The following is a 20,198-nucleotide window of genomic DNA, read 5'->3' as shown; positions in this document are numbered from 1 at the left end:
GCTAATTCATGTTCAAATTCAAATAACAGCCATACAGCACTAATAAAAATGTTAATATCATAATATATCAGCATACATAGAATATATATACTAAATATATATAAAAAATAATATGTTATATTTTATTAAATAGTTTTTTTAATGATTACAATAAAAAAATAAAATATTACATTAACTACTGATTATATTATTTAATTAACACATTCTTGACAAATTTAATTACTCGCCAGTATGATGTCTATACCGTATTAAATAGTACGGTCAGCTCTGGAAGGCTGTTTTATCAGACAGATAAACCATTAATATTTTTCATTATGGTTTTTTCATATTCTGTTTACCGAGTCATTGGCATACCTTTTCGATGGTAGACAATGGCAGGGAGGCTTTATGCCTGCCGGTTCTGATTAACGGTCTTCCAGCCTTGCCATTCTTCTGCCGCCAGATGCGTCTGGAAGCGCATAGCGGTTTGATTAGAATAATCAGGAAAGGCAGTGTTTATGACTATTTTTGTGGCGGAAAGCCGCCATTTGGAAGCGTATATGTTACGCCTGTTTCCGCCAGCGATGGCTCCAATTACCAATAAGCAGGTTTTACCAGAGTTTTGTCATATTAATTTGCGTGAAAACAACACCTTTGGTTCTGATATACGCTTATTTATCAGATATAAACTGAAACGCCCTAAAAAAGTAATTATTTACTCAGCCAAGCCTGACAGCAAAGTTAATTGAGTATTATAATCAGTAATGAGATAGTTAGTTTTTATAATATATTATATTTATTGCATTTAGTATATTTTTTGTATTAATAGCTACAATTATCTGATTGTAGAAAGGGGATAAAGAAATGTTGCAAAAAAAGGATTGCCTGAAAAATTTAAGATAATGTCCGTACAGACTCATTGTTTCCGGTCATTATCTATCAGTTAGTTTATTTGTCTATGTTTCCTGGTTCTTTAGCTTTTTAAGGGGCGGAACCAGGCTTTTTGCATTCTGGACTATCGTTTTTACTGCTATACCGCCCTAGTATCTTTTATTGCCTCATCGCTTTATGCCCTTCATCACGTAATTGCAATATTTTCTTACCTTCTGCCTTAGCCTGTACCATTTTTCCCGCTTTAACCAGATTATTGGTTTTATCAATTTCTGCAATCAATTTATCCATCTCAGCATAGTATGCTCTCAATTTTGGATTATTCGGTGCAGCATTTTCCAGACCGGAAGGTTTTTTTGCTTTAGCGGCCACGGCAGCAGCCCGCATACTGGCCAGAGCTTTACTGGCATCTGCGACTGTTTGCGCTGAATTAAAACGCGCATAACTCATATTAATAGCACTCATATAAACGTTTACGCCATTCGCCTGAACAGTCATCACTGATAATATCAGTGATAATAACAATATCCCTGCAGAGAGAAATTTTTTGGTTGCCATCTGATTTTCCTGTTCTTCAGTTAATCCTAAACATTTTATATATAAAACAGCGCAGAGTTTGATAATACCGTATCAAGTAAATGATAAGCTTTGCACCTGAATCAGTTTGCGTAAAAAGTGATCACAGCGTTCAAGCTGCTCCAGTTCTATATATTCATCAGCCTTATGAGCCACTGTAATACTACCGGGACCACATACAACAGTATTGATACCGCTATTCTGAAACTGGCCGCCTTCAGTCGCATAGGCCACTTTGGCTTGTTGTTTATTATCCACTAGTTGAGTAATCAATGCATGCAGCTGCTGATTATTTGCGTCATTTAAAGCAGGTACCTGTACATTATGGGTTAGCTTAATTGATGCTTCCGGTACCACTGCCTGCATAGCGGGTAAAAGGGTCGTTGCAATATATTGCCGAATCGGTTCAGTCAGCTCTTCTACCGTCATATGCGGCAAATTACGATAATCAAATTCAAAGGTACAATAATCCGGCACAATATTAATAGCAGTACCGCCACGAATCAGGCCGGTTGAAACAGTAGCAAACGGGACATCAAAAGCATGATCCAAATCAGCCCGCTGTTGTAATTGCTGAGCCAGCTGGTTGATAAACACAATCAGACGGGCTGCATATTCAATTGCATTCACACCATCAGGTGTGAGCGAAGAGTGAGCATTTTTACCGTGTACTTCACAACAGAAAGTATGGATCCCTTTGTGGGCTACTACCATTCGCATGGATGTAGGTTCACCAACAATACAGGATTGCGGCTGCAAACCTCTTTTTTCCAGCTCAGCCAGCATCACCGGTGCACCGAGACAGCCGACTTCTTCATCAAAAGACAAAGCAATATGTAATGGGACTTTCAGCTTTGTCTTCTGCATATCCGGAACCGTAGCCAGTACGCTGGCAATAAAACCTTTCATGTCACTACTGCCACGACCATATACGCGGCCATCGCGTATATTTGCTGCAAACGGATCTGATAACCATTTTTGCCCGTCTACCGGCACAACATCAGTATGACCGGAAAGTACTATCCCACCGGAAGTACTGCCATCAGCAGCCGGGATAGTGACAAACAGATTGGCTTTATCCCCCTTTTCATTATGTGCCAGCCATGGCGACAGTTTACGGCTCTCCAGATAATCGGCCACATAATTAATCAAGTCCAGATTACTCTGACGGCTGGTGGTATCAAAAGCAATCAGCTGACATAACCAGCTAAGTGTATCCACGGCAAATCTCCGGTTAATTCTGGTTAAACCATAGCATATTTTATGCCTATAGCGTAACCAATACATAAAACAAAATCCTCTTCGACGCTGATAATAGCTACAATAGCTATTTATGGAAAGGTATAACAGATGAAACAGCAATTTGACTTAGCCGGACATCCGCATGTTGCATTATGTGATCTGCTCAAACTGGCCGGGCTGGCAGAAAGTGGAGGCAGAGCCAAACAATTGATTGCCGAAGGTAAAGTACTGCGCAATCAGCAGCCGGAAACCCGTAAAACCGCGAAAATCGTCGCCGGAGACAGTATCCGGCTGTGTGACAGTGAAATCAATGTCATTAATAGTGAGTTATGAGCACACCGGAATTATTAACTCCGCCAGTACCACCGGAAGACTGGGAATGCTGCAATAGTGACTGTGGTGATGCCTGTGTCTGGCAAATTTATTACCGCGAAAAAGCTGCATATGAAGCGATGCAGGCACAGTTGTCCGCATCATCTTCCAATAACGAAAAAAGCTCATGAGTATTGATTTACATTGTCATTCCACGGTTTCTGATGGCGCACTGACGCCGGCCGAAGTTGTCCTGCGTGCTTCTGCTAATGGTTGCACATTGCTGGCATTAACAGACCATGACCATACCGGAGGTCTGGCCGCCGCGCATGCACAGGCTAAGCAGTCAGGAATCACTTTGATTAACGGGGCGGAAATCTCAGTAAGCTGGCGCGGACGCACTATACATATTGTCGGTCTGAATATATCTCCGGAAGATGAAGTATTACAAACTTTACTCGGACGTCTTCGCAGCGGCCGTTTACAGCGTCTACAGGCCATTGCCGATAAGCTGGCTAAAAAAGGAATTATTGATGCTTATGAAGGCACACTGGCACTTGCTACGAATATAGATATGGTGACACGTACGCATATTGCTGATTTTTTAGTCCGGTCCGGCCATGTGAATAAAAAAGCTGATGCATTTCGCAAATATCTGGGTGACGGTAAATCCTGCAGTGTTAAACATCAGTGGGCAGAATTGGCTGAGGTTGTTACCGCTATCCGACATGCCGGCGGGATTGCGGTTATTGCGCATCCAATGCGCTATGAGCTGTCTGCTACTGCACGCCGTAATCTGTTCAGTGATTTTAAGGCTTGTGGTGGCGAAGCGATTGAAGTGCATAGTGGGCGTTCTAATCTGAACGATAGACTGAACTATGCCTTACTGGCACAACAATTCGATTTTTTAGCCAGTTGTGGCAGTGATTTTCATCGTGATGGTGATTTTGGTGGTGGCCTGCTCGGCTGCTGTCCTGAACTACCACCTATCTGTAAACCAGTATGGGATCATTTAGCTGATTAACCGCATTATCCTCTGATAGATTTTAAATCAAACAAGGTATTTAAAGTTTGTTTCAGTCATAAACCAATCACAAAATGTTTGATTATAATATGCCAATATACTATAAAAGGCGTAATTATTGTTTTTTGTATACTCTATGCTTATTAAAGAATATTTTTACATTTAAATATGCTAAAATCATATAAAAATTCAGATAATAAGCATCAAACAGTAAATCAAGTTTTTATTGCCTGTACAGAAATAGCCAGTATGACCGGGAGAGTAAGATATATACGGAAATCCGCTATAAAAAAATAATATTAAATGTCTATCAATTCTGCTGAAAAACCGTACAGTCTTATTACTTACCAGATATGCGTGCTTACTTCGCTATTAATGTTAATAAATAATTGGCCTATTACAGATAAATTTATTTTATTTATATATTACTAATAGTGTTGCTTAATAGGCATTACCATTTCAATAAAATGTAAAATATATCTACATATACAATACTTTAATAGCAAATTATCCATAAAATAAAATAAGATTTAAAAAAATAAATAAAGTAACAGTATTAGACTTACCTTATTTTAAATTTGTGTTTTCCTATCGATTTCTTTTTTAAAAAAAATTATTAATCGATTTTCTTAACTTATTCAAGTCAATATAAAGGAAATAAAAAATGAGCACTCAGATCTCTGATAGTCAATCAGAGGCGTTAAATTTTATCCGCCCCTTGAACAGGCTGGAAAGTGGTATGGCAAATTTGCATACTAATTTTTCAGGAACAACACAATTTACTTTAATTCTGGAGGTTGAAGGTAAACTGGAACCGAGCAGAGTAGAGCGGGCTTTACAAATTATCCAAAAGCAATATGAGGCACTGGCATCCAAAATTCTTCTACAGGAAAGTCAATGGCATCTGGTTAAATCCTCTTTATCATTTCCCATAATATTCACCGTCATTACCGTACCGGAATTACCCTCAAATGATGTTCGCTGTTTTGATGAATTGCTGGAAAGAGAGGTAAATGATCCGTTAGATATCCATCAGCAATTATGCAGATTGACCATGCTGAGTCAGGATAATTTTAATCGCCACTTACTGATACTGACACTGGCTCACGTCATTGCAGACGCCACAGCCGGTCTGAAGATTTTTTCTGAAATATTACGTCTGTCTGCACAAAATTTTTCTGATAAAACTATTGGCGGAAATATATCTCCAGAAAATTCAGGTTTTAGTTCTGCAAATAAAACAGGGCACAGTTATCCTGATTATCAACAAGCTGTAAAAATGTGGAGTAATCCTGCCAGAGAAATCCAAACAGCAAGCTATACGGCCATAATTGAAGCAGAAACTGTTGAAAAATTAAGCTCAATAGCAAGCAGACATAATCTGACCATGAATTCATTATTGACTGCCCTGATTCAACAGACCAATACAGATTTTTTTAAGCTGGATTCATTTCCCATATTAACTGCGATTAACTGTCATCCTATACTCAACATAGAAGACAGCTTTACCTGCTTAATTCAGCAGGCAATAACTACCATTTCCGGAGATATTTACACCAGTGCACAGCAAATTAAACAAGATATTCTGGATGCCAAAGCAACAGTTGCAGCAAATAAAATGCTGTCACCGATAACGTTACAAAATCTGCAAAAAGATTTGGTTTTTATATATACCAATAATGGCCGGATTAACAAAATAACCGTACCGCCAAACTTCAAGCTGCATAACTTTCGTACCGGAGCCAATATGAACAGCGGCACTCTGACTGCCACCTTTCATCTGGCTTTTCTTAATGGCTGCCTGATACTTTGCCTTTCTTATTACACCAAAATATTACAACGTAAAATTATCAGCCAGTTGATGGAAAGAATTGCCAGACAGCTAACAGATTTCGCCATAAAAGAGTATTGAGCATTTAAAAAATCAATAAATTAAATGCTCAAAATATAGCTGCAATTGCTACATTTGGCTTGGAAAATCCTTGTTTTAAAGATAATAAGTACGCTATTAGCATTTTCTAATAAGGAAAGCAAGCATTTCGGGCTGATTTTTATGCTTGCACATCTGTCAGCGCCACTATCGATAGATTAAGTTTGATAGTGGCGCTTTCCGGTTAATAATTTTATTTATACATACAAATATACTATCCATACTGGCATACAAATAAAATTTATTAAAATATCAATATAAATCAGATTTTTATACTCAGAATATTTATTCTGCACAGCTTTTCTGGTCTCATATTCAGACTATCAGACTGGCAATTAAGAATCTGACAATTGATTTATTGCTGCAATCCCGTTATGTTAGCCGAATACATGCGCTTATTAATTCAAAGGATAGAGTATGAAATCTCGTGCCGCAGTTGCCTTTGCTCCGGGAGAAGCATTACAAATTGTTGAAGTAGACGTTGCACCGCCCAAGGCTGGTGAAGTACTGGTAAAGATTACCCATACCGGTGTTTGCCATACTGATGCATTTACTCTGTCGGGCAATGATCCTGAAGGTGTATTTCCGGTTATTCTGGGGCACGAAGGTGCCGGTATTGTGGTAGAAGTCGGTGAAGGCGTCACTTCTGTCAAACCCGGTGATCATGTTATTCCCTTGTATACCGCCGAATGCAGAAAGTGTTTGTTTTGCCGTTCGGGTAAAACCAACCTGTGTACCGCAGTAAGAGCAACACAGGGTAAGGGGCTGATGCCTGACGGTACAACACGTTTTTCCTATCAGGGAAAACCAATTTACCATTATATGGGTTGTTCAACTTTCAGCGAATATACTGTCGTGGCAGAGGTCTCTCTGGCTAAAATCAATCCTGAAGCCAGACATGATCAGGTTTGTCTGCTAGGCTGCGGAGTCACTACCGGTATTGGTGCAGTACACAATACTGCTAAAGTACAGGCAGGTGATACTGTTGCCGTATTCGGGCTGGGTGGTATCGGGCTGGCTGTAGTACAGGGGGCACGACAGGCCGGAGCCGGACGAATTATTGCTGTTGATACCAATCCGGCTAAATTTGCCCTTGCCAGACATTTTGGTGCCACAGAATGTATTAATCCGAACGATTATCAAGAACCTATACAACAGGTAATTATTGATCTGACTGAATGGGGCGTAGATCATAGTTTTGAGTGTATCGGTAATGTAGAAGTGATGCGTGCTGCTTTGGAATGCGCTCATCGGGGCTGGGGACAAAGCATTATTATCGGTGTCGCCGGTGCCGGTCAGGAAATAGCCACACGCCCTTTTCAGCTGGTTACCGGACGGGTATGGAAAGGATCTGCTTTCGGTGGGGTTAAAGGACGCTCACAACTGCCGCAGATGGTGGAAGAAGCCATGCAGGGTAAAATCGAGTTGACACCATTTATTACTCATACATTGCCGCTGACTGATATTAACCAGGCATTCGAGCTGATGCATACCGGCGAATCAATTCGTATAGTCATTTATTATTAATAATATGCGTATGTGCATACACATTATTAATGTAATTGCCTGTATTTCATCATGTTATAAACTCAATACGGATCCTTTAAAATGGCTGAAATTACTCTGCTGACCACCCATAAACTGTTTAACGGCGAACAACGACGTTACCGGCATTACAGTCACTCCAATCAATGTGACATGACATTTTCTGTCTATCTTCCGTCACGTGCCTTACAAGGCTACCGGCTGCCTGTACTGTATTGTCTGAGCGGGCTCACCTGTACTGATGAAAATTTTTCGATGAAAAGTGGTGCACAGCGTTTTGCTGCTGAATGGGGTATTGTTCTGGTTATGCCGGATACCAGTCCGCGCGGTACTGATGTAGCTGATGCAGATGTTCACTATCTGGGACAGGGAGCCGGTTTTTATCTTAATGCTACCCGGCAGCCATGGGCTCAGCATTACCAGATGTATGATTATGTGGTCACAGAACTGCCCGAACTTATCGAAAAACATTTTTCGGTCAACGAACAGCGTAGTTTATGCGGACACAGTATGGGTGGTCATGGTGCGCTGATGATTGCCCTGAAAAACCCTCAGCGCTACGTTGCTGTATCGGCATTTGCTCCTATCGCCCATCCGGTAGCCGGATCATGGAGTCAGGCAGCATTCTCAACCTATCTGGGAACCAATCAGCAAGACTGGGCGGCATATGACAGTACCGAACTGATCAGCCGGTATCCGTTTTCATTACCAGTTCTTATCGATCAGGGAAGCGGGGATGAATACTATCCAGAGCAATTAAATCCACAGGATTTCGTTCAGGCAGCCAAAGCCAAAGGCATTAACATTCGGTATCATCTGCGTGAAAACTATGATCACAGCTATTATTTTGTCAGTACATTTATAGAAAGCCACATCAGCTTTCATGCCGAAGCATTCGGACTATAAATCACCAGACCGGTAAATTAACAGCTAAGCTTCAATCACGGATTCGCGCGCAAACGTTTTTTCGCAGTAATGACAGCATAAACGGGTTTCGCCATGGCTCACCCGAACAGAAAAATGGCTCTTTACCGGTTCTCCATGGCTGGCACAATTGCTGTTCGGACAACGAAACACTTCACTGATACTTTCCGGTAAAGTCAGTGTACGTTTGCGTACTACCCGAAAATTTTCAATATCATTAACTGTAGCCTGCGGCGCGAACAAAGCCAAACGGTTAGCCGCAGCATCATCAAGATACTGACCGGAAATTTTAATAATATCCTTGCTGCCGGTGGATTTACTGCTCAGATTAAACCCTACCGTAACCGCATCACCGGAATGCAGCAATTTAAACTGGCGCAAAATAGTCAGCCCCTGCCCTACCGGGATGTGATCAATCACAGTACCATCTTTTATTGCCTCAACACTCAGTCTGGTCTGATTCATCATTGTTTATCCTTTTGCTCCAACTATATCAATATGTTCATTCAGAATCGCCGCCAGAATAGCCTGCCGCGCATACATACCATTATTGGCCTGCTGAAAATAATAAGCATGAATACTGTCATCGACATCTGCATGGATTTCATCCACACGCGGTAAAGGATGCAAAATACGCATATTCGGTTTAGCCTGCCCGAGCATAGACGCACACAAATTAAAATGACCACTGATTCTGGCAAACTCCTGTTCATCGAACCGCTCACGCTGAATACGCGTCATATACAGAATATCAGCCCAGGCCAATGCTTCTTCCAGACTGCCGGAAGTCCGGTAATGTACGCCATTATCATCCAGCTGCTCACAGATATAAGCAGGCATTGCCAGAGTTGGCGGAGACACAAAAATAAATTCACACCCCCAGCGACTGAGAGCCTGCGCCAGTGAATGTACAGTACGGCCGTATTTCAAATCACCAACTAAAGCAATTTTAAGATTCTGTAAATGCCCCTGCGTCTCATAAATGGTGACTAAATCCAGCAATGTCTGCGACGGATGCTGATTCGTACCGTCTCCTGCATTAATCACAGGCACCCGGGCAAATTCACTGACTACCCGGGCTGCACCATCTTTCGGATGACGCATTACAATTGCATCTGCATAATTACTGATAATTCTGGCGGTATCAGCAAGCGTTTCTCCCTTCTTGGCACTGGTATTGGCACCATCAGCAAAACCAATAACCTTACCGCCCAGCCGCTGGATAGCAGTTTCAAATGACAAACGGGTTCGTGTAGACGGTTCAAAAAAACACGAACCAATTAAACGTCCGTCCAATAAATCAGCCTGAGGCTGCTGTTTTAACTGTAAAGCGAGCGCCAGCAAAAATTCCAGCTGCGCAGTAGATAAATCATTAATAGAAATGAAATGTTGCCGATACAGCGGATTAGCCATAATTTAACCTTCAGCATTTATCAATAGGCACAAAAAAACCCGTCTTCAAACGGGTAATATATTACGGAAATTAGCTGTACTGATGTAATACCTGTTCCAGACAATCTTGAACATCTGCTGCCAGTATCTGCATCACGCTATCATTCCCGTAATAATAAATTAATACAAATTATCGCATAAACAGCGCAATGATAAAAGCTGGCCAAATTGAGTTACAATCAGCATTTCATTGCCTTTTTTATTTCTGCTTACATTGATTTACCATCAACTGGCACTGAATGTGCCCCTGTATTCACTGCTTACCTATGCCCATACCACAGCCCTGCCCGCCGGTACACGGGTAGCAGTACGCTTTCGCAAACGTCTGGTGGCCGCCATAGTATGGGAAAGTAATGTAGAACCGGAAATTGATATCAGCAAAATACGACCAATAGAATCAGTGCTTTCTGATGACTGGCAATTGCCTGAAGACTGGCGCACATTACTCAGTTTTACTGCCCGCTATTATCACTATCCTCTCGGGCAGGCAGTAATGGCAGCGTTGCCGAAGGGACTGCGTCAGCCTGAAGTCTTGCAACTACCCCGACCGGAAGTGATTTACACGTTAAATGCTCTGGGGCATGAACAGCCTCCTCCACCGGCACGCTTTCACAAACAAAATGCATTATGGCAACATCTGCAAACAACATCTGCTACATTACAACAACTTAAGACCATACATTCACAGGCTGCACATTATCTTAATCAGTGGCAACTACAAGGCTGGATACAGACTACTTCAGTTCCGGCCTGCGGCAGCATTCCGGAAAGCCAGCATCAGCTTAATCAGCAACAACTGCTTGCCAGTACAACAGTACAGAATAAATTCGGCCAGTTTGCTCCGTTTCTGTTATATGGCATTACAGGCAGTGGCAAAACAGAAGTTTATTTCGATATCATGGCCAAAATATTGCAGCAAGGCAAACAGGTTTTATTTCTGCTGCCCGAAATCAATCTGACCCCGCAATTGTTGCAGCGTGTGCGCCAGCGATTTCCACATACTATTACTGCTCTGCTGCACAGTCAGACTGCTTCCGGACAACGGACAACCAGTTATCTTCAGGCGGCACTTGGACAGGCGGCACTGATCATTGGCACCCGACTGGCTGTTTTTACTCCCATGCATAATCTGGGATTAATTGTAGTCGATGAAGAACATGATTACTCATTCAAGCAGGAAAGCGAACTGCGTTATCAGGCACGGGATCTGGCTGTGTGGCGTGCGCAGCAGGCAGGATGTCCTATTGTACTGGGCAGTGCCACTCCGTCTCTGGAAAGCTGGTATAAAGCCCAGCAAAAAGATTATCAACTACTGCAATTAAGCGAACGCGCCCATATCAGTGCTCAATTACCGCAAATTCATCTGGTAGATATTCGCCGGTTACCACTGGATAATGGTTTGAGCGACATTATCAAACAAAAATTACAGACCAATTTTGCCAATGGTGGCTTAAGTATGGTCTATCTGAACCGTCGCGGCTTTGCTCCGGCTTTATTCTGCGCCGCCTGCGGGCATACTTTCGGTTGCCCTAACTGCTCGGCCAAGATGGTTTTACATCAGCATGCCGGTCAGCTGCGCTGCCATCACTGTGATTTTCACCAGCGTATTCCACATTGTTGTCCGGAATGCGGTAATCAGGATTTAACAGCTGTCGGGCAAGGAACACAACGCATAGAAGAAAACCTGCAATATCTGTTACCTAAGGCACGTATTCTGCGGGTAGACCGCGACAGCACCGCCCACCGGCAGGATTGGTCAGATATTTACAGTAAAATCATTAACCGGCAGGTAGATGTTCTGATTGGCACCCAGATGCTGGCCAAAGGTCATGATTTTCCGCAATTGAATCTGGTTGTTGTTTTAAATGCAGATAACAGTCTTTACAGTGCGGACTTTCGCGCACCAGAACGCTTGTTTGCCGAATTGATGCAAGTAAGCGGCCGTGCCGGCAGAGCAGAATGCAGCGGCGAAGTCTGGGTACAAACCAGACAACCCGAACACAAAGTTTATCAGGCGCTGGCTGCACAAAATTATGTTACCTTTGCAACAGCAGAACTGGCGGAAAGAAAGGAACTGGGCATGCCACCTTTCAGCTATATGGCAGCTATTCGTGCTGACGCCAGAACCATGCGTGAAGCGCAGGAACTCCTGCGACAGGCATTACAGGGTATCGGACAGCAACAGTCTTTACCGCCCAGTGTCAGTATTTTCGGACCAGTACCAATGTTAATGGCACGGCTGGCCGGTTATGAACGGGCACAGGTCTTTCTGGAAAGTCATAACCGGCGCGAATTACATCACAGCATTACAATATGGCAAAGCTGGCTATTGCATCTGGAAAAAACCAGCCCGCACACACGCTGGCTGATCGATGTAGATCCGCTGGAAATGTAATTATTATGCCATTTGAATTATAGGCATACATACATTCATTCATTTTTGCCCCTATCAGTAACAAAAAACTGGTCATTAGCCAGATTGGCAGATGACCAGTAATCAGATTTAACTGATAACTTATTCGCGCCCACGCAGACTATGCCAAACACGTGAAAGTAATGATTTTTGTTTTTTCTGGCGGGTAACTTCATTGCCATCATAACCTACTTGAGATTCCTTAGGGAAAGCACCAAAAGGTTCCACAGCATAATTTTCCAGCTTATAGCCGGCATCCAGAGCTTCCTGATAGTACTGGTCAAACAGTTCAACCAGATCTTTACGCGGATGAGGCAGAATATCACTATCAAACCAATGTTTCTGACCAGCTGCAGACAAACGCGGGATTGAATACTTATGGCTAAATTGGGTACCCATATCCGAATAATGCAAAATTTTCATCTGCTCGATCGGCATACCTTCACCATCGACACAATTCCATGCAGCTGTATAAGCCTGTACCCATTCAGGATGCTCTTTAAACTTAGCCATCATTTTCTTATGCGAATCAGGGTCAGCACGCAGCGTAGCCTGTTCCGGCAATTTAGCTTTAGCTTTCGCACAATCCCAGACACAAGTACACAAGCGGGTAAAACGTTTGCCCTTGGCATGATCATGCACTTCCTTGGCAGCAACAATTGCTTCACCTTTAATAGGATGCTCCCAGAGTTCGGCTAAATCAGCCAGAATAATCATGTCTGCATCCATATAAATAGCCCGGCCTTCATAGTTGCAGGCAGCAGGAATACCCCAGCGGAAACCTGAAAACGGTGTTGCCCATTTTTCAGTATGCCAGCCGGCACCAGATTGCGGATCAGAGTACCAGGGGCTTTCCGGGTCATGACTTAACTGCATCCAGACAATTTCCACTGGCCGCGATGTATGTTTATGGATGCTGTAATCCACCACCATCATCTGTTCCAGATCACAGTTATTCGGGTCACAACCCACAAAGACCTTAATTACATCGTTGCTCATGCATATACTCCCGATTTGCTTACGTTATAAAGATAATTGTAATCTTACCGCAAAAATACCAGTAAAAATGATAATATTAATCAAGTAATATTTGATATGAAACAAATAATTCCAATCAAATTTATAAATATCAGACCGGTAGATACCTATTATCAGGTATTAATTCGTTTTAATATGGGCAAGTTAACAGATTAGCCGACAATATCTGCCACACTCTTAAAAATATAATAAGACTCAAGTAATTTATCCATATCATAAATATAACTCACAGCCATTACTTCATCCGGCTGTAAGCGCAGGCGATATTCCTCCAGCTGCTGACGAATAGTATCAGGAGCACCCAGTAATGTGCAGGCAGTAAAGTTACGCACATAAGTTTCCTCCTCAGCAGTCCATAAACCGTGCATATGAGGTACTGGTGGCTGTAACGGCGCCCGGCTATTGCGAACCAGTCCCAATACCGATTGAAACTGCGTAGTTTGCAGGTAATAAGCCTCTTCATCCGTTGCCGCAGCAACAACATTTAAACACAGCATAAAAAATGGCTTACTTAGCTGAGCTGAAGGCTGAAAACGTTCCCGGTAAATCGCTGCGGCCTCTTCCAGAAAACGCGGTGCAAAATGTGCAGCAAAAACGTATGGCAGCCCCATTTTGGCCGCCAGATAAGCACTATCCGTACTGGAGCCCAGTATATAGAGCGGAATATGTGTACCAATACCCGGATAGGCCTTTACTATTCCCTGACAATTCTCATCGCCCAGATAACGTTGCAACTGCACCACATCATCAGCAAACTGTAATGAAACATCATTTAACTGCCGACGCAAAGCTGCAGCTGTTACCCTGTCAGTACCGGGCGCACGCCCCAGTCCCAAATCAAGCCGGTGCGGATAAATGGTTGCTAAAGTGCCATACTGTTCTGCAACCATTAACGGACTGTGATTAGGCAGCATTACTCCTCCGCTGCCTACCCTTATCTTATGGGTATGTGCCAGTGTATGACCAATCAATACCTGAGTGGCAGAGCTGACTACCATCGGCATATTATGATGTTCTGCGATCCAGTAACGCACAAAACCTGACTGTTCAGCAGCCTGTGCCAGACGCAACATATCCTGTATAGCCGCTGCAGCAGTACCTTTATCCCGACGTGGTACCAGATTCAGTATAGAAACAGGAATAGCCATAAATTCCTCACATTGAAGAAAAACAGATATAAATCAAATTCGTCCTATGCGCAGAAAACGAATACTCTGCCCGCTTATAAAAAACCGCTGCATAAATTATACAGCGGCCTATACACAATCATGATACAGGCTTATTCCGGCAGTAACTCAATTTTACTCGGATCTCTTCCCTGCTGTTTGAGTGACACCACAGAGGTAAACAGCATATCGCTGGAAGAATTCAAAACTGTTTCAGCTGAGTCCTGAATTTCACTGATAACGAACCCGATTGCTACCACCTGAGCGGATATAGCCGGATCAATACCAAACATACTGCATGCTACCGGAATCAGTAGCAGCGAACCGCCGGGCACACCGGAAGCACCAAGAGCACATACCGTTGCCAGAATACTCAGCAACAATGTCTGAATAAAGCTCACATCCAGACCTAAAGTATGCACAGTAGCCATCGTCATCGTCGTAATCGTGATAGCTGCTCCATTCATACTCATTGTCACACCCAGAGGAATAGACAGCGAATAAATTTCTTCCGGCAATTGCATACGCTGAGCCAGGCGGATATTTACCGGAATATTTGCTGCTGAACTACGGGTAAAAAACGCTGTGATTCCACTATAACGCAAACAGGTAAACACCAGCGGATATGGATTTTTACGAAAATTCAAAAATACAATCAGCGGATTAATTACCAGTGCCACAAACACCATCAGACCCAGTAATACACCAATCAGCTCAAGATAATTCTTCAGCTTAGCCAAACCATCACTCGTAAAGTGAGAAGCAACCAAACCAAGTACACCATAAGGAGCAATTGCCACAACAAGGCGAACCACCCAGATAGTGGCATCTGACCAGTTTTTAATCACCGATTTCGTTGCCTCACTACTCTGGCGTAATGCAATACCCAATGCTGTTGACCATGCCAGAATACTCAGAAAATTACCGGTTGCCAGTGCATCAACCGGATTATCCACAAACTTGAGCACAATATTCATAAGAATTTCTGCCACACCTTCCGGCGGTTTTTCAGATATCGGCGGTACATCCATTACCAGCTGTAGCGGATATAAAAAACTTACCGTAGAAGCCAGTACAGCAGAAATCAGAACAGTAACAGCATATAACCAGGCTACTGACTTAATACTGGAAACATTATCAAATTTATTATTAACAATAGAAGATATGACTAATACAAAAACCAGTATCGGAGCAGCTGCACGTAAAGCCTGAATAAATACCTTACCCAGAAATTCCAGTTTCACCCCGTACTGCGGTAAAAACGCCGCAATAAACGCGCCGATAATCATACATATCAGCATACGTACAATCAGATTACTCTTAAATAATACCCATAAAAGCTTCTTCATTCACAATCCTTGGTTATCGCCGGATTCAAACACATTTAAAAACAGATACAAAATATCATCAGAACTGACAATAAATCCGTGAGCAGCAAATTATCTCTCATCAGAAAATCTGTTTTAATCCGTCTTTTCAACACCATTAAACCTTAACAGAAAACCATTTCAGTTTACCTAGCAGATAATAAGTTTAGCATTAAAACGAACACAAACAGCGAATAATCAATAAAATCGCGAAAAACAGTTAAAATCAATCAGCAATTTATTATTCTTAATCAATGGAATCAAACTATACAAAAATCTAAAATGCTATACTCCCACACCAGTAACCGCCCAGACAAAATATGCCATGGACACAGCTTCACAAAACTACATACTATGCATGAAATGGGGGCAAAAATATGATGCTGAATACATCAACCGCCTCTATAACATGGTGCAACGCCACTTAACGCTACCATTTACCATGATTTGCCTGACAGATGATGCTAAAGGCATCAATCCGGCTGTTCAGTGTTATCCGCTGATACCTCTTGATCTGCCTCAGGGTCTGCCTGAACGTGGCTGGAACAAACTGACAACATTCAGTGCAGATTTATATGGTTTACACGGTACAGCTTTATTTCTTGACATAGACATAGTCATAATCGATAACATAGACTGCTTCTTCACACATCCTTCCAGCCGTCAGGACGAAGTATGGATTATTCGTGACTGGAAAAAGCCGTGGCGAAAAGTCGGCAATAGCTCAGTATACCGATTTCAGATTGGTGCATTACCAGATTTAATGAACTATTTTCGCGAGCATTTCCAGACTATTCGTCAGCAATTTCGTCATGAACAGGCATTTTTATCATGGTATGTGCGCGAAAATCATAAACTAAGTTACTGGCCTGAAAACTGGTGTCTGAGCTATAAATATGACATATTAAAAAAAATGCCTTATGCGCTATGGCAGCCACCGGAAAAGCCGGATTACGGCAAAATTATCATCTTTCACGGCGAAGTTAATCCTCCGGATGCCATCAGAGGAGGTGGAGGAAAATGGTACCGTAAAGTTTTACCGGCTCCATGGTTAAAAAATTATTGGCAATAAAATTACTATTATGAAAATCGTACAAGCACACAGTAAATTCTTCATCATTGGCAATGCTGACGAACAAAATTCTATTGCCGGATTAATTCATGAAGACGATATCGTAGTCCGCTTTAACACCCCCAATCCAAACTGTACACTTATGGCCGACTGGGTATTTATTGCCAATGGCTACACACAAATCAGACATCTGAATATTGACCATCAGTTTTTTAAACCTGACACACAAATATTTTTCCGATATACCACAAAAGATATTTGTCTGGGACGATATCAGAATATTCCTTTACATAAACGAATAAAATATATATGGCGTTTTCCTAAATGGATTAAACACTCTCATCTGGATCAATACCAAATAAACACGATACCTACAGATACTTATCAGCACTGTGCCAATACACTGGGTTTTCGCCAACCAAGCACTGGTTTACTGGCCATTGATTACATTTGTCAGCATTATCCGGAAAAACAAATTTATATACATAATTTCACCAGTGAAGGCTGGACGGGGCATAACTGGGATGATGAAAAAAAACTAATTTATAAGTGGATTACCGAAGGTAAAATAACTGCAATCTGAACAGAAAATATTTACCTGCATGAGAATCGGGCTAAACCTGATTTCACTATCAGTTTAGCCGCCTTGTCCCACATACCCGTACGTACTAATAACGAAACAGTTGCGCAAGTCGATAACTGTTTTTGTGCATATAGCTCTTTAGCCAAAAGCAAAATATCAGCTTTTTCCATTTCCGGAAGATTCATTTTTCTGAGTTTACGACACAACCTGAAATAATAAAGATGAGCTTTATATAATAAATAAGCACAGCACTTTTTATCATCGACCACTTTATCTGCATATTCAGCCTGTTTCAGATAAGCCCTGATACCATATACCTGTTTCAGACTCATTTTCTGCACAATCGAATCCGGCCAGATACGATAATGTACTAAAGTTTGCGGATAATAAAAGTAAGTCTGACATTGATTCAGAATAATCGGAGTATTCGCAATATCTTCATAGGCAGGTATAGTGAAATCACACGAATCTGTTACCAAAGTACGCCGGAAAACTTTATTCCAGAAATAATGTTTACCATCCATAATTGCAAGGCGGTATAACTCACCGCTATTCTGATGCAATAATGTATTTACAGGAGTAACAGATAAATGTTCATGATATTTAACTTTACCGCTACCATCAAAAAATACATCATAATCAAACAGTACTACATCCGGACGATACTCACCCAGAATATTCCTTATCTGCCGTACCGCTTGCGGTTCAATCAAATCATCTGAATCAATAAACCAAACATATTCAGCATGACTGGCCTGTAACAGACACTGGCGAACCTGAGTAATACCCAGATTTTTCTTTCCGCACAGTATACGAATATTCACTTGCGGATAACTCTGCTGATATTTGCGAATCACACTAAGTGAATTATCCGGTGAACAATCATCATAAAATATAACTTCAGTTAAAGCAGTCAAATCCGGAAATAAAGCATCCAGCAATCCGGAAAGATACGATTCAACATTAAATACAGGAATCAGAATACTTAAATCTACCTTATCTGTACCTGCATAATTATTTTTTACTCCATCCACACAACTATTCCTCAAAATCACTTTTTATTATTGGCACCAGCATACGTTGCGCACACCGCAGCACAGACAATTGTCTCCATCCCATACGAACTTGTGCTGCCAGACGACGATATTTAAAGCATACGTTACTATAAATATCGTTTGCATGAGGTTTCAGATTATTCTCAGGAGTGATAGTAGAAATAAAAGATTCTGTATGCTCCAGACCATAATTAATACACTGATCCAGTTGAATTGCAGCGGCCGGATACACTTGTCTGGCATTCAAATCATATGAACGACATAAAAAAGCATCGGCAAGCGCCGGTGCCGAATATTTAGCTCTGTTTAACAGCTTCTGTGCCCCGGAAGGAAATAAAACATAGGCAGCGGCACCCGTCCGATCCTGATATAACCGGCGTAATTCATAACCATCAATTAAATTAAAAGCTTTTTTACTTATCCATTTACGTCGATGGCGCGTTTCCAGATTTACATAATCAACTTCATTTGCCAGAGGAATTAACGCAGCAAGAATATCTGCTGTTTTACGCGATAATAGAGCATCATCTTCAAGAATCAACCAAGGTTTATCGGTATTAAGTACATATCGCCATGCAGCTTTATGGCTTAAAAAACAGGCCACCTCAGCCGGACGCAATTTACGCTCCCAGCCATTTGCTAATTGTTCATATTGTTCACCAAGAATATCCGAACTATTAACAGCAGACAGGCGCTGCATAGGTATTTGCAAATGAATCAGTTGTTTGCGCTGAAATTCCAATCGCTCAAATGAATGATCCAGATTAATTACTAGAGCAGAAATCATCTGTTTGTATCACCACAGATATTATAATTAATCATCAGATTTTTGCTGAAACAGAACATCCTCAATTTCTCGTATCCGATCCATGCGGCGCTGTACTTTACTTTTCCGTATTGAAAACAGCTTCCCGCTGGTTCTCAGATTTTCATGAACCACACGGGCCGCCTGTAACTGTTCGATATAAACCTGCTGTTTAGGTGCACGAAGATTGTCTTCACGATCAAATATCCAGCAAAAGCCAACAGGCAAATGAAAAACTTTATAACGAGGATTGTCAGATGCCTGATCAGCAGCAATGACAGATTGTAAAACCTCCTGATCCCAGATTTCCGGATGTGCTATACACTGCCGGTTCCATTCAGCTAGCAAGTGTCTTGCAGCCTCAGTATCTTGGAAAAAAAGAGTTGCAGATACTAAATGACCATCTCCTAAATCATAATACACGGCAATATCACAATCCAGACTGGCAAGATATTTTAACGGAGAAACATGAAAAACCGCATCAACATCCACATACAGCATCGGTCCGCTGACTATATCACGTTCACGAAGCAAATAAGCTGCTTTAAACGACGTATTGGCTTCCCACCCACCCTGACTAGAAATAGTAGTTGTCTTAACCCTGATACCCAAACGTTCAGCAGAAGCACACATACGTTTGGCTTCATGCGTATAAAATTCATCATCTGTATGATAGGCTACAACTGTTACCGCATCATCTGCTGATGCTTTCATCTCATCAGTAACAACCCGTGCCAGCGGAACCACAACTTTACGATTCTTGGCTCGCCATGCATATTCTCTGCCCAGTTTAACCATTAGTATTATTCTCAGTGATTAACATA

General features: G+C 41.8%; 20 protein-coding genes. 10 read left to right on the top strand and 10 right to left on the bottom strand.

The window, feature by feature from the left end; all coding sequences use genetic code 11:
- Positions 1-497 precede the first annotated feature (497 nt).
- A complete protein-coding gene (locus tag H3V01_RS08685) occupies positions 498-728 on the top strand; it encodes a hypothetical protein (protein ID WP_174830725.1) in 231 nt (76 codons plus the stop codon).
- Between the two features lie 301 nt (positions 729-1,029).
- Here the strand turns inward: H3V01_RS08685 and H3V01_RS08680 are convergent, their stop codons facing one another.
- Positions 1,030-1,428, bottom strand: coding sequence for a cytochrome b562 (locus H3V01_RS08680; RefSeq protein ID WP_025331641.1), 399 nt, complete (start codon positions 1,426-1,428; stop codon positions 1,030-1,032).
- A 72-nt stretch (positions 1,429-1,500) separates the two neighbouring features.
- Positions 1,501-2,667 (bottom strand): acetylornithine deacetylase, encoded by a 1,167-nt coding sequence (gene argE, locus H3V01_RS08675; protein ID WP_198186549.1) that lies wholly within the window; start codon positions 2,665-2,667, stop codon positions 1,501-1,503.
- A gap of 129 nt (positions 2,668-2,796) precedes the next feature.
- Between argE and H3V01_RS08670 the strand changes: the two genes are divergently transcribed.
- The 6 genes from H3V01_RS08670 (at position 2,797) to fghA (ending at position 8,405) form a co-directional block, all read left to right on the top strand.
- On the top strand, positions 2,797-3,021 hold the full coding sequence (locus tag H3V01_RS08670) for an RNA-binding S4 domain-containing protein (protein WP_025331643.1): 225 nt from the start codon (positions 2,797-2,799) through the stop codon (positions 3,019-3,021).
- On the top strand, positions 3,018-3,191 hold the full coding sequence (locus tag H3V01_RS08665; RefSeq protein ID WP_080690470.1) for an oxidoreductase-like domain-containing protein: 174 nt from the start codon (positions 3,018-3,020) through the stop codon (positions 3,189-3,191). Before H3V01_RS08670 ends, H3V01_RS08665 begins: the two co-directional genes overlap by 4 nt.
- Positions 3,188-4,024 carry a PHP domain-containing protein gene (locus tag H3V01_RS08660; RefSeq protein ID WP_198186548.1) on the top strand — a complete coding sequence of 279 codons (837 nt, stop codon included), beginning with the start codon at positions 3,188-3,190 and terminating at the stop codon, positions 4,022-4,024. The genes H3V01_RS08665 and H3V01_RS08660 overlap by 4 nt, the downstream gene beginning before the upstream one ends.
- Before the next feature lie 664 nt (positions 4,025-4,688).
- The gene (locus H3V01_RS08655; RefSeq protein ID WP_198186547.1) at positions 4,689-5,936 is read left to right on the top strand and encodes a condensation domain-containing protein; all 1,248 of its coding nucleotides are present in this window, start codon (positions 4,689-4,691) and stop codon (positions 5,934-5,936) included.
- A 435-nt stretch (positions 5,937-6,371) separates the two neighbouring features.
- Positions 6,372-7,481, top strand: a complete 1,110-nt coding sequence (locus H3V01_RS08650; protein WP_198186546.1) for an S-(hydroxymethyl)glutathione dehydrogenase/class III alcohol dehydrogenase — start codon at positions 6,372-6,374, stop codon at positions 7,479-7,481.
- A 90-nt stretch (positions 7,482-7,571) separates the two neighbouring features.
- Positions 7,572-8,405, top strand: a complete 834-nt coding sequence (gene fghA, locus H3V01_RS08645; RefSeq protein ID WP_198186634.1) for an S-formylglutathione hydrolase — start codon at positions 7,572-7,574, stop codon at positions 8,403-8,405.
- Positions 8,406-8,429: 24 nt separating this feature from the next.
- On the opposite strand, the gene pyrI is transcribed toward fghA, so the two are convergent.
- Together pyrI and pyrB are read right to left on the bottom strand one after the other, a co-directional pair.
- Complete coding sequence (pyrI, locus tag H3V01_RS08640; RefSeq protein WP_025331648.1) at positions 8,430-8,888, bottom strand: aspartate carbamoyltransferase regulatory subunit; 459 nt, start codon at positions 8,886-8,888, stop codon at positions 8,430-8,432.
- 6 nt (positions 8,889-8,894) lie between these two features.
- Positions 8,895-9,836, bottom strand: coding sequence for an aspartate carbamoyltransferase (gene pyrB / locus H3V01_RS08635; RefSeq protein ID WP_198186545.1), 942 nt, complete (start codon positions 9,834-9,836; stop codon positions 8,895-8,897).
- Positions 9,837-10,089: 253 nt separating this feature from the next.
- On the opposite strand from pyrB, the gene H3V01_RS08630 reads away from it, so the two are divergent.
- Complete coding sequence (locus H3V01_RS08630; RefSeq protein WP_198186633.1) at positions 10,090-12,270, top strand: primosomal protein N'; 2,181 nt, start codon at positions 10,090-10,092, stop codon at positions 12,268-12,270.
- 120 nt (positions 12,271-12,390) lie between these two features.
- Here H3V01_RS08630 and H3V01_RS08625 read toward each other — a convergent pair whose 3' ends face one another.
- The 3 genes from H3V01_RS08625 to sstT all read right to left on the bottom strand — a co-directional run bounded on the left by H3V01_RS08625 (position 12,391) and on the right by sstT (position 15,841).
- Positions 12,391-13,287: a glycosyl transferase gene (locus H3V01_RS08625; RefSeq protein ID WP_198186544.1), complete on the bottom strand. Its 897-nt coding sequence runs from the start codon at positions 13,285-13,287 to the stop codon at positions 12,391-12,393.
- A gap of 191 nt (positions 13,288-13,478) precedes the next feature.
- A complete protein-coding gene (locus tag H3V01_RS08620) occupies positions 13,479-14,474 on the bottom strand; it encodes an LLM class flavin-dependent oxidoreductase (protein WP_232332657.1) in 996 nt (331 codons plus the stop codon).
- Between the two features lie 131 nt (positions 14,475-14,605).
- Positions 14,606-15,841 (bottom strand): serine/threonine transporter SstT, encoded by a 1,236-nt coding sequence (gene sstT / locus H3V01_RS08615; RefSeq protein WP_041880555.1) that lies wholly within the window; start codon positions 15,839-15,841, stop codon positions 14,606-14,608.
- 343 nt (positions 15,842-16,184) lie between these two features.
- On the opposite strand from sstT, the gene H3V01_RS08610 reads away from it, so the two are divergent.
- Positions 16,185-16,931: a hypothetical protein gene (locus H3V01_RS08610; protein ID WP_198186543.1), complete on the top strand. Its 747-nt coding sequence runs from the start codon at positions 16,185-16,187 to the stop codon at positions 16,929-16,931.
- A 10-nt stretch (positions 16,932-16,941) separates the two neighbouring features.
- The gene (locus H3V01_RS08605) at positions 16,942-17,514 is read left to right on the top strand and encodes a hypothetical protein (protein ID WP_025331655.1); all 573 of its coding nucleotides are present in this window, start codon (positions 16,942-16,944) and stop codon (positions 17,512-17,514) included.
- Between the two features lie 11 nt (positions 17,515-17,525).
- Here H3V01_RS08605 and H3V01_RS08600 read toward each other — a convergent pair whose 3' ends face one another.
- The 3 genes from H3V01_RS08600 to H3V01_RS08590 are packed head-to-tail and all read right to left on the bottom strand — an operon-like array spanning position 17,526 to position 20,172.
- On the bottom strand, positions 17,526-18,548 hold the full coding sequence (locus tag H3V01_RS08600) for a glycosyltransferase family 2 protein (protein WP_198186542.1): 1,023 nt from the start codon (positions 18,546-18,548) through the stop codon (positions 17,526-17,528).
- 4 nt (positions 18,549-18,552) lie between these two features.
- Positions 18,553-19,356: a glycosyltransferase family 25 protein gene (locus H3V01_RS08595; RefSeq protein WP_198186541.1), complete on the bottom strand. Its 804-nt coding sequence runs from the start codon at positions 19,354-19,356 to the stop codon at positions 18,553-18,555.
- Between the two features lie 27 nt (positions 19,357-19,383).
- Positions 19,384-20,172, bottom strand: coding sequence for a putative nucleotide-diphospho-sugar transferase (locus tag H3V01_RS08590; protein WP_198186540.1), 789 nt, complete (start codon positions 20,170-20,172; stop codon positions 19,384-19,386).
- Positions 20,173-20,198: the final 26 nt, after the last annotated feature.

Origin of the sequence: Snodgrassella sp. M0351, from assembly GCF_016100575.1 — a bacterium.
GTDB classification, from domain to species: domain Bacteria; phylum Pseudomonadota; class Gammaproteobacteria; order Burkholderiales; family Neisseriaceae; genus Snodgrassella; species Snodgrassella alvi.
The sequence above is the reverse complement of the archived record's forward strand: the minus strand, read 5'-3'. Positions and strand labels throughout refer to the sequence as shown.

Coding starts and splice junctions, on each gene's coding strand:
- H3V01_RS08685 (WP_174830725.1), top strand. CDS start 498: ATGACTATTTTTGTGGCGGAAAGCCGCCATTTGGAAGCGTATATGTTA.
- H3V01_RS08655 (WP_198186547.1), top strand. CDS start 4,689: ATGAGCACTCAGATCTCTGATAGTCAATCAGAGGCGTTAAATTTTATC.
- H3V01_RS08660 (WP_198186548.1), top strand. CDS start 3,188: ATGAGTATTGATTTACATTGTCATTCCACGGTTTCTGATGGCGCACTG.
- H3V01_RS08625 (WP_198186544.1), bottom strand. CDS start 13,287: ATGAGCAACGATGTAATTAAGGTCTTTGTGGGTTGTGACCCGAATAAC.
- H3V01_RS08670 (WP_025331643.1), top strand. CDS start 2,797: ATGAAACAGCAATTTGACTTAGCCGGACATCCGCATGTTGCATTATGT.
- pyrI (WP_025331648.1), bottom strand. CDS start 8,888: ATGAATCAGACCAGACTGAGTGTTGAGGCAATAAAAGATGGTACTGTG.
- H3V01_RS08680 (WP_025331641.1), bottom strand. CDS start 1,428: ATGGCAACCAAAAAATTTCTCTCTGCAGGGATATTGTTATTATCACTG.
- H3V01_RS08665 (WP_080690470.1), top strand. CDS start 3,018: ATGAGCACACCGGAATTATTAACTCCGCCAGTACCACCGGAAGACTGG.
- H3V01_RS08620 (WP_232332657.1), bottom strand. CDS start 14,474: ATGGCTATTCCTGTTTCTATACTGAATCTGGTACCACGTCGGGATAAA.
- H3V01_RS08650 (WP_198186546.1), top strand. CDS start 6,372: ATGAAATCTCGTGCCGCAGTTGCCTTTGCTCCGGGAGAAGCATTACAA.
- H3V01_RS08610 (WP_198186543.1), top strand. CDS start 16,185: ATGGACACAGCTTCACAAAACTACATACTATGCATGAAATGGGGGCAA.
- H3V01_RS08605 (WP_025331655.1), top strand. CDS start 16,942: ATGAAAATCGTACAAGCACACAGTAAATTCTTCATCATTGGCAATGCT.
- pyrB (WP_198186545.1), bottom strand. CDS start 9,836: ATGGCTAATCCGCTGTATCGGCAACATTTCATTTCTATTAATGATTTA.
- sstT (WP_041880555.1), bottom strand. CDS start 15,841: ATGAAGAAGCTTTTATGGGTATTATTTAAGAGTAATCTGATTGTACGT.
- H3V01_RS08590 (WP_198186540.1), bottom strand. CDS start 20,172: ATGGTTAAACTGGGCAGAGAATATGCATGGCGAGCCAAGAATCGTAAA.
- H3V01_RS08595 (WP_198186541.1), bottom strand. CDS start 19,356: ATGATTTCTGCTCTAGTAATTAATCTGGATCATTCATTTGAGCGATTG.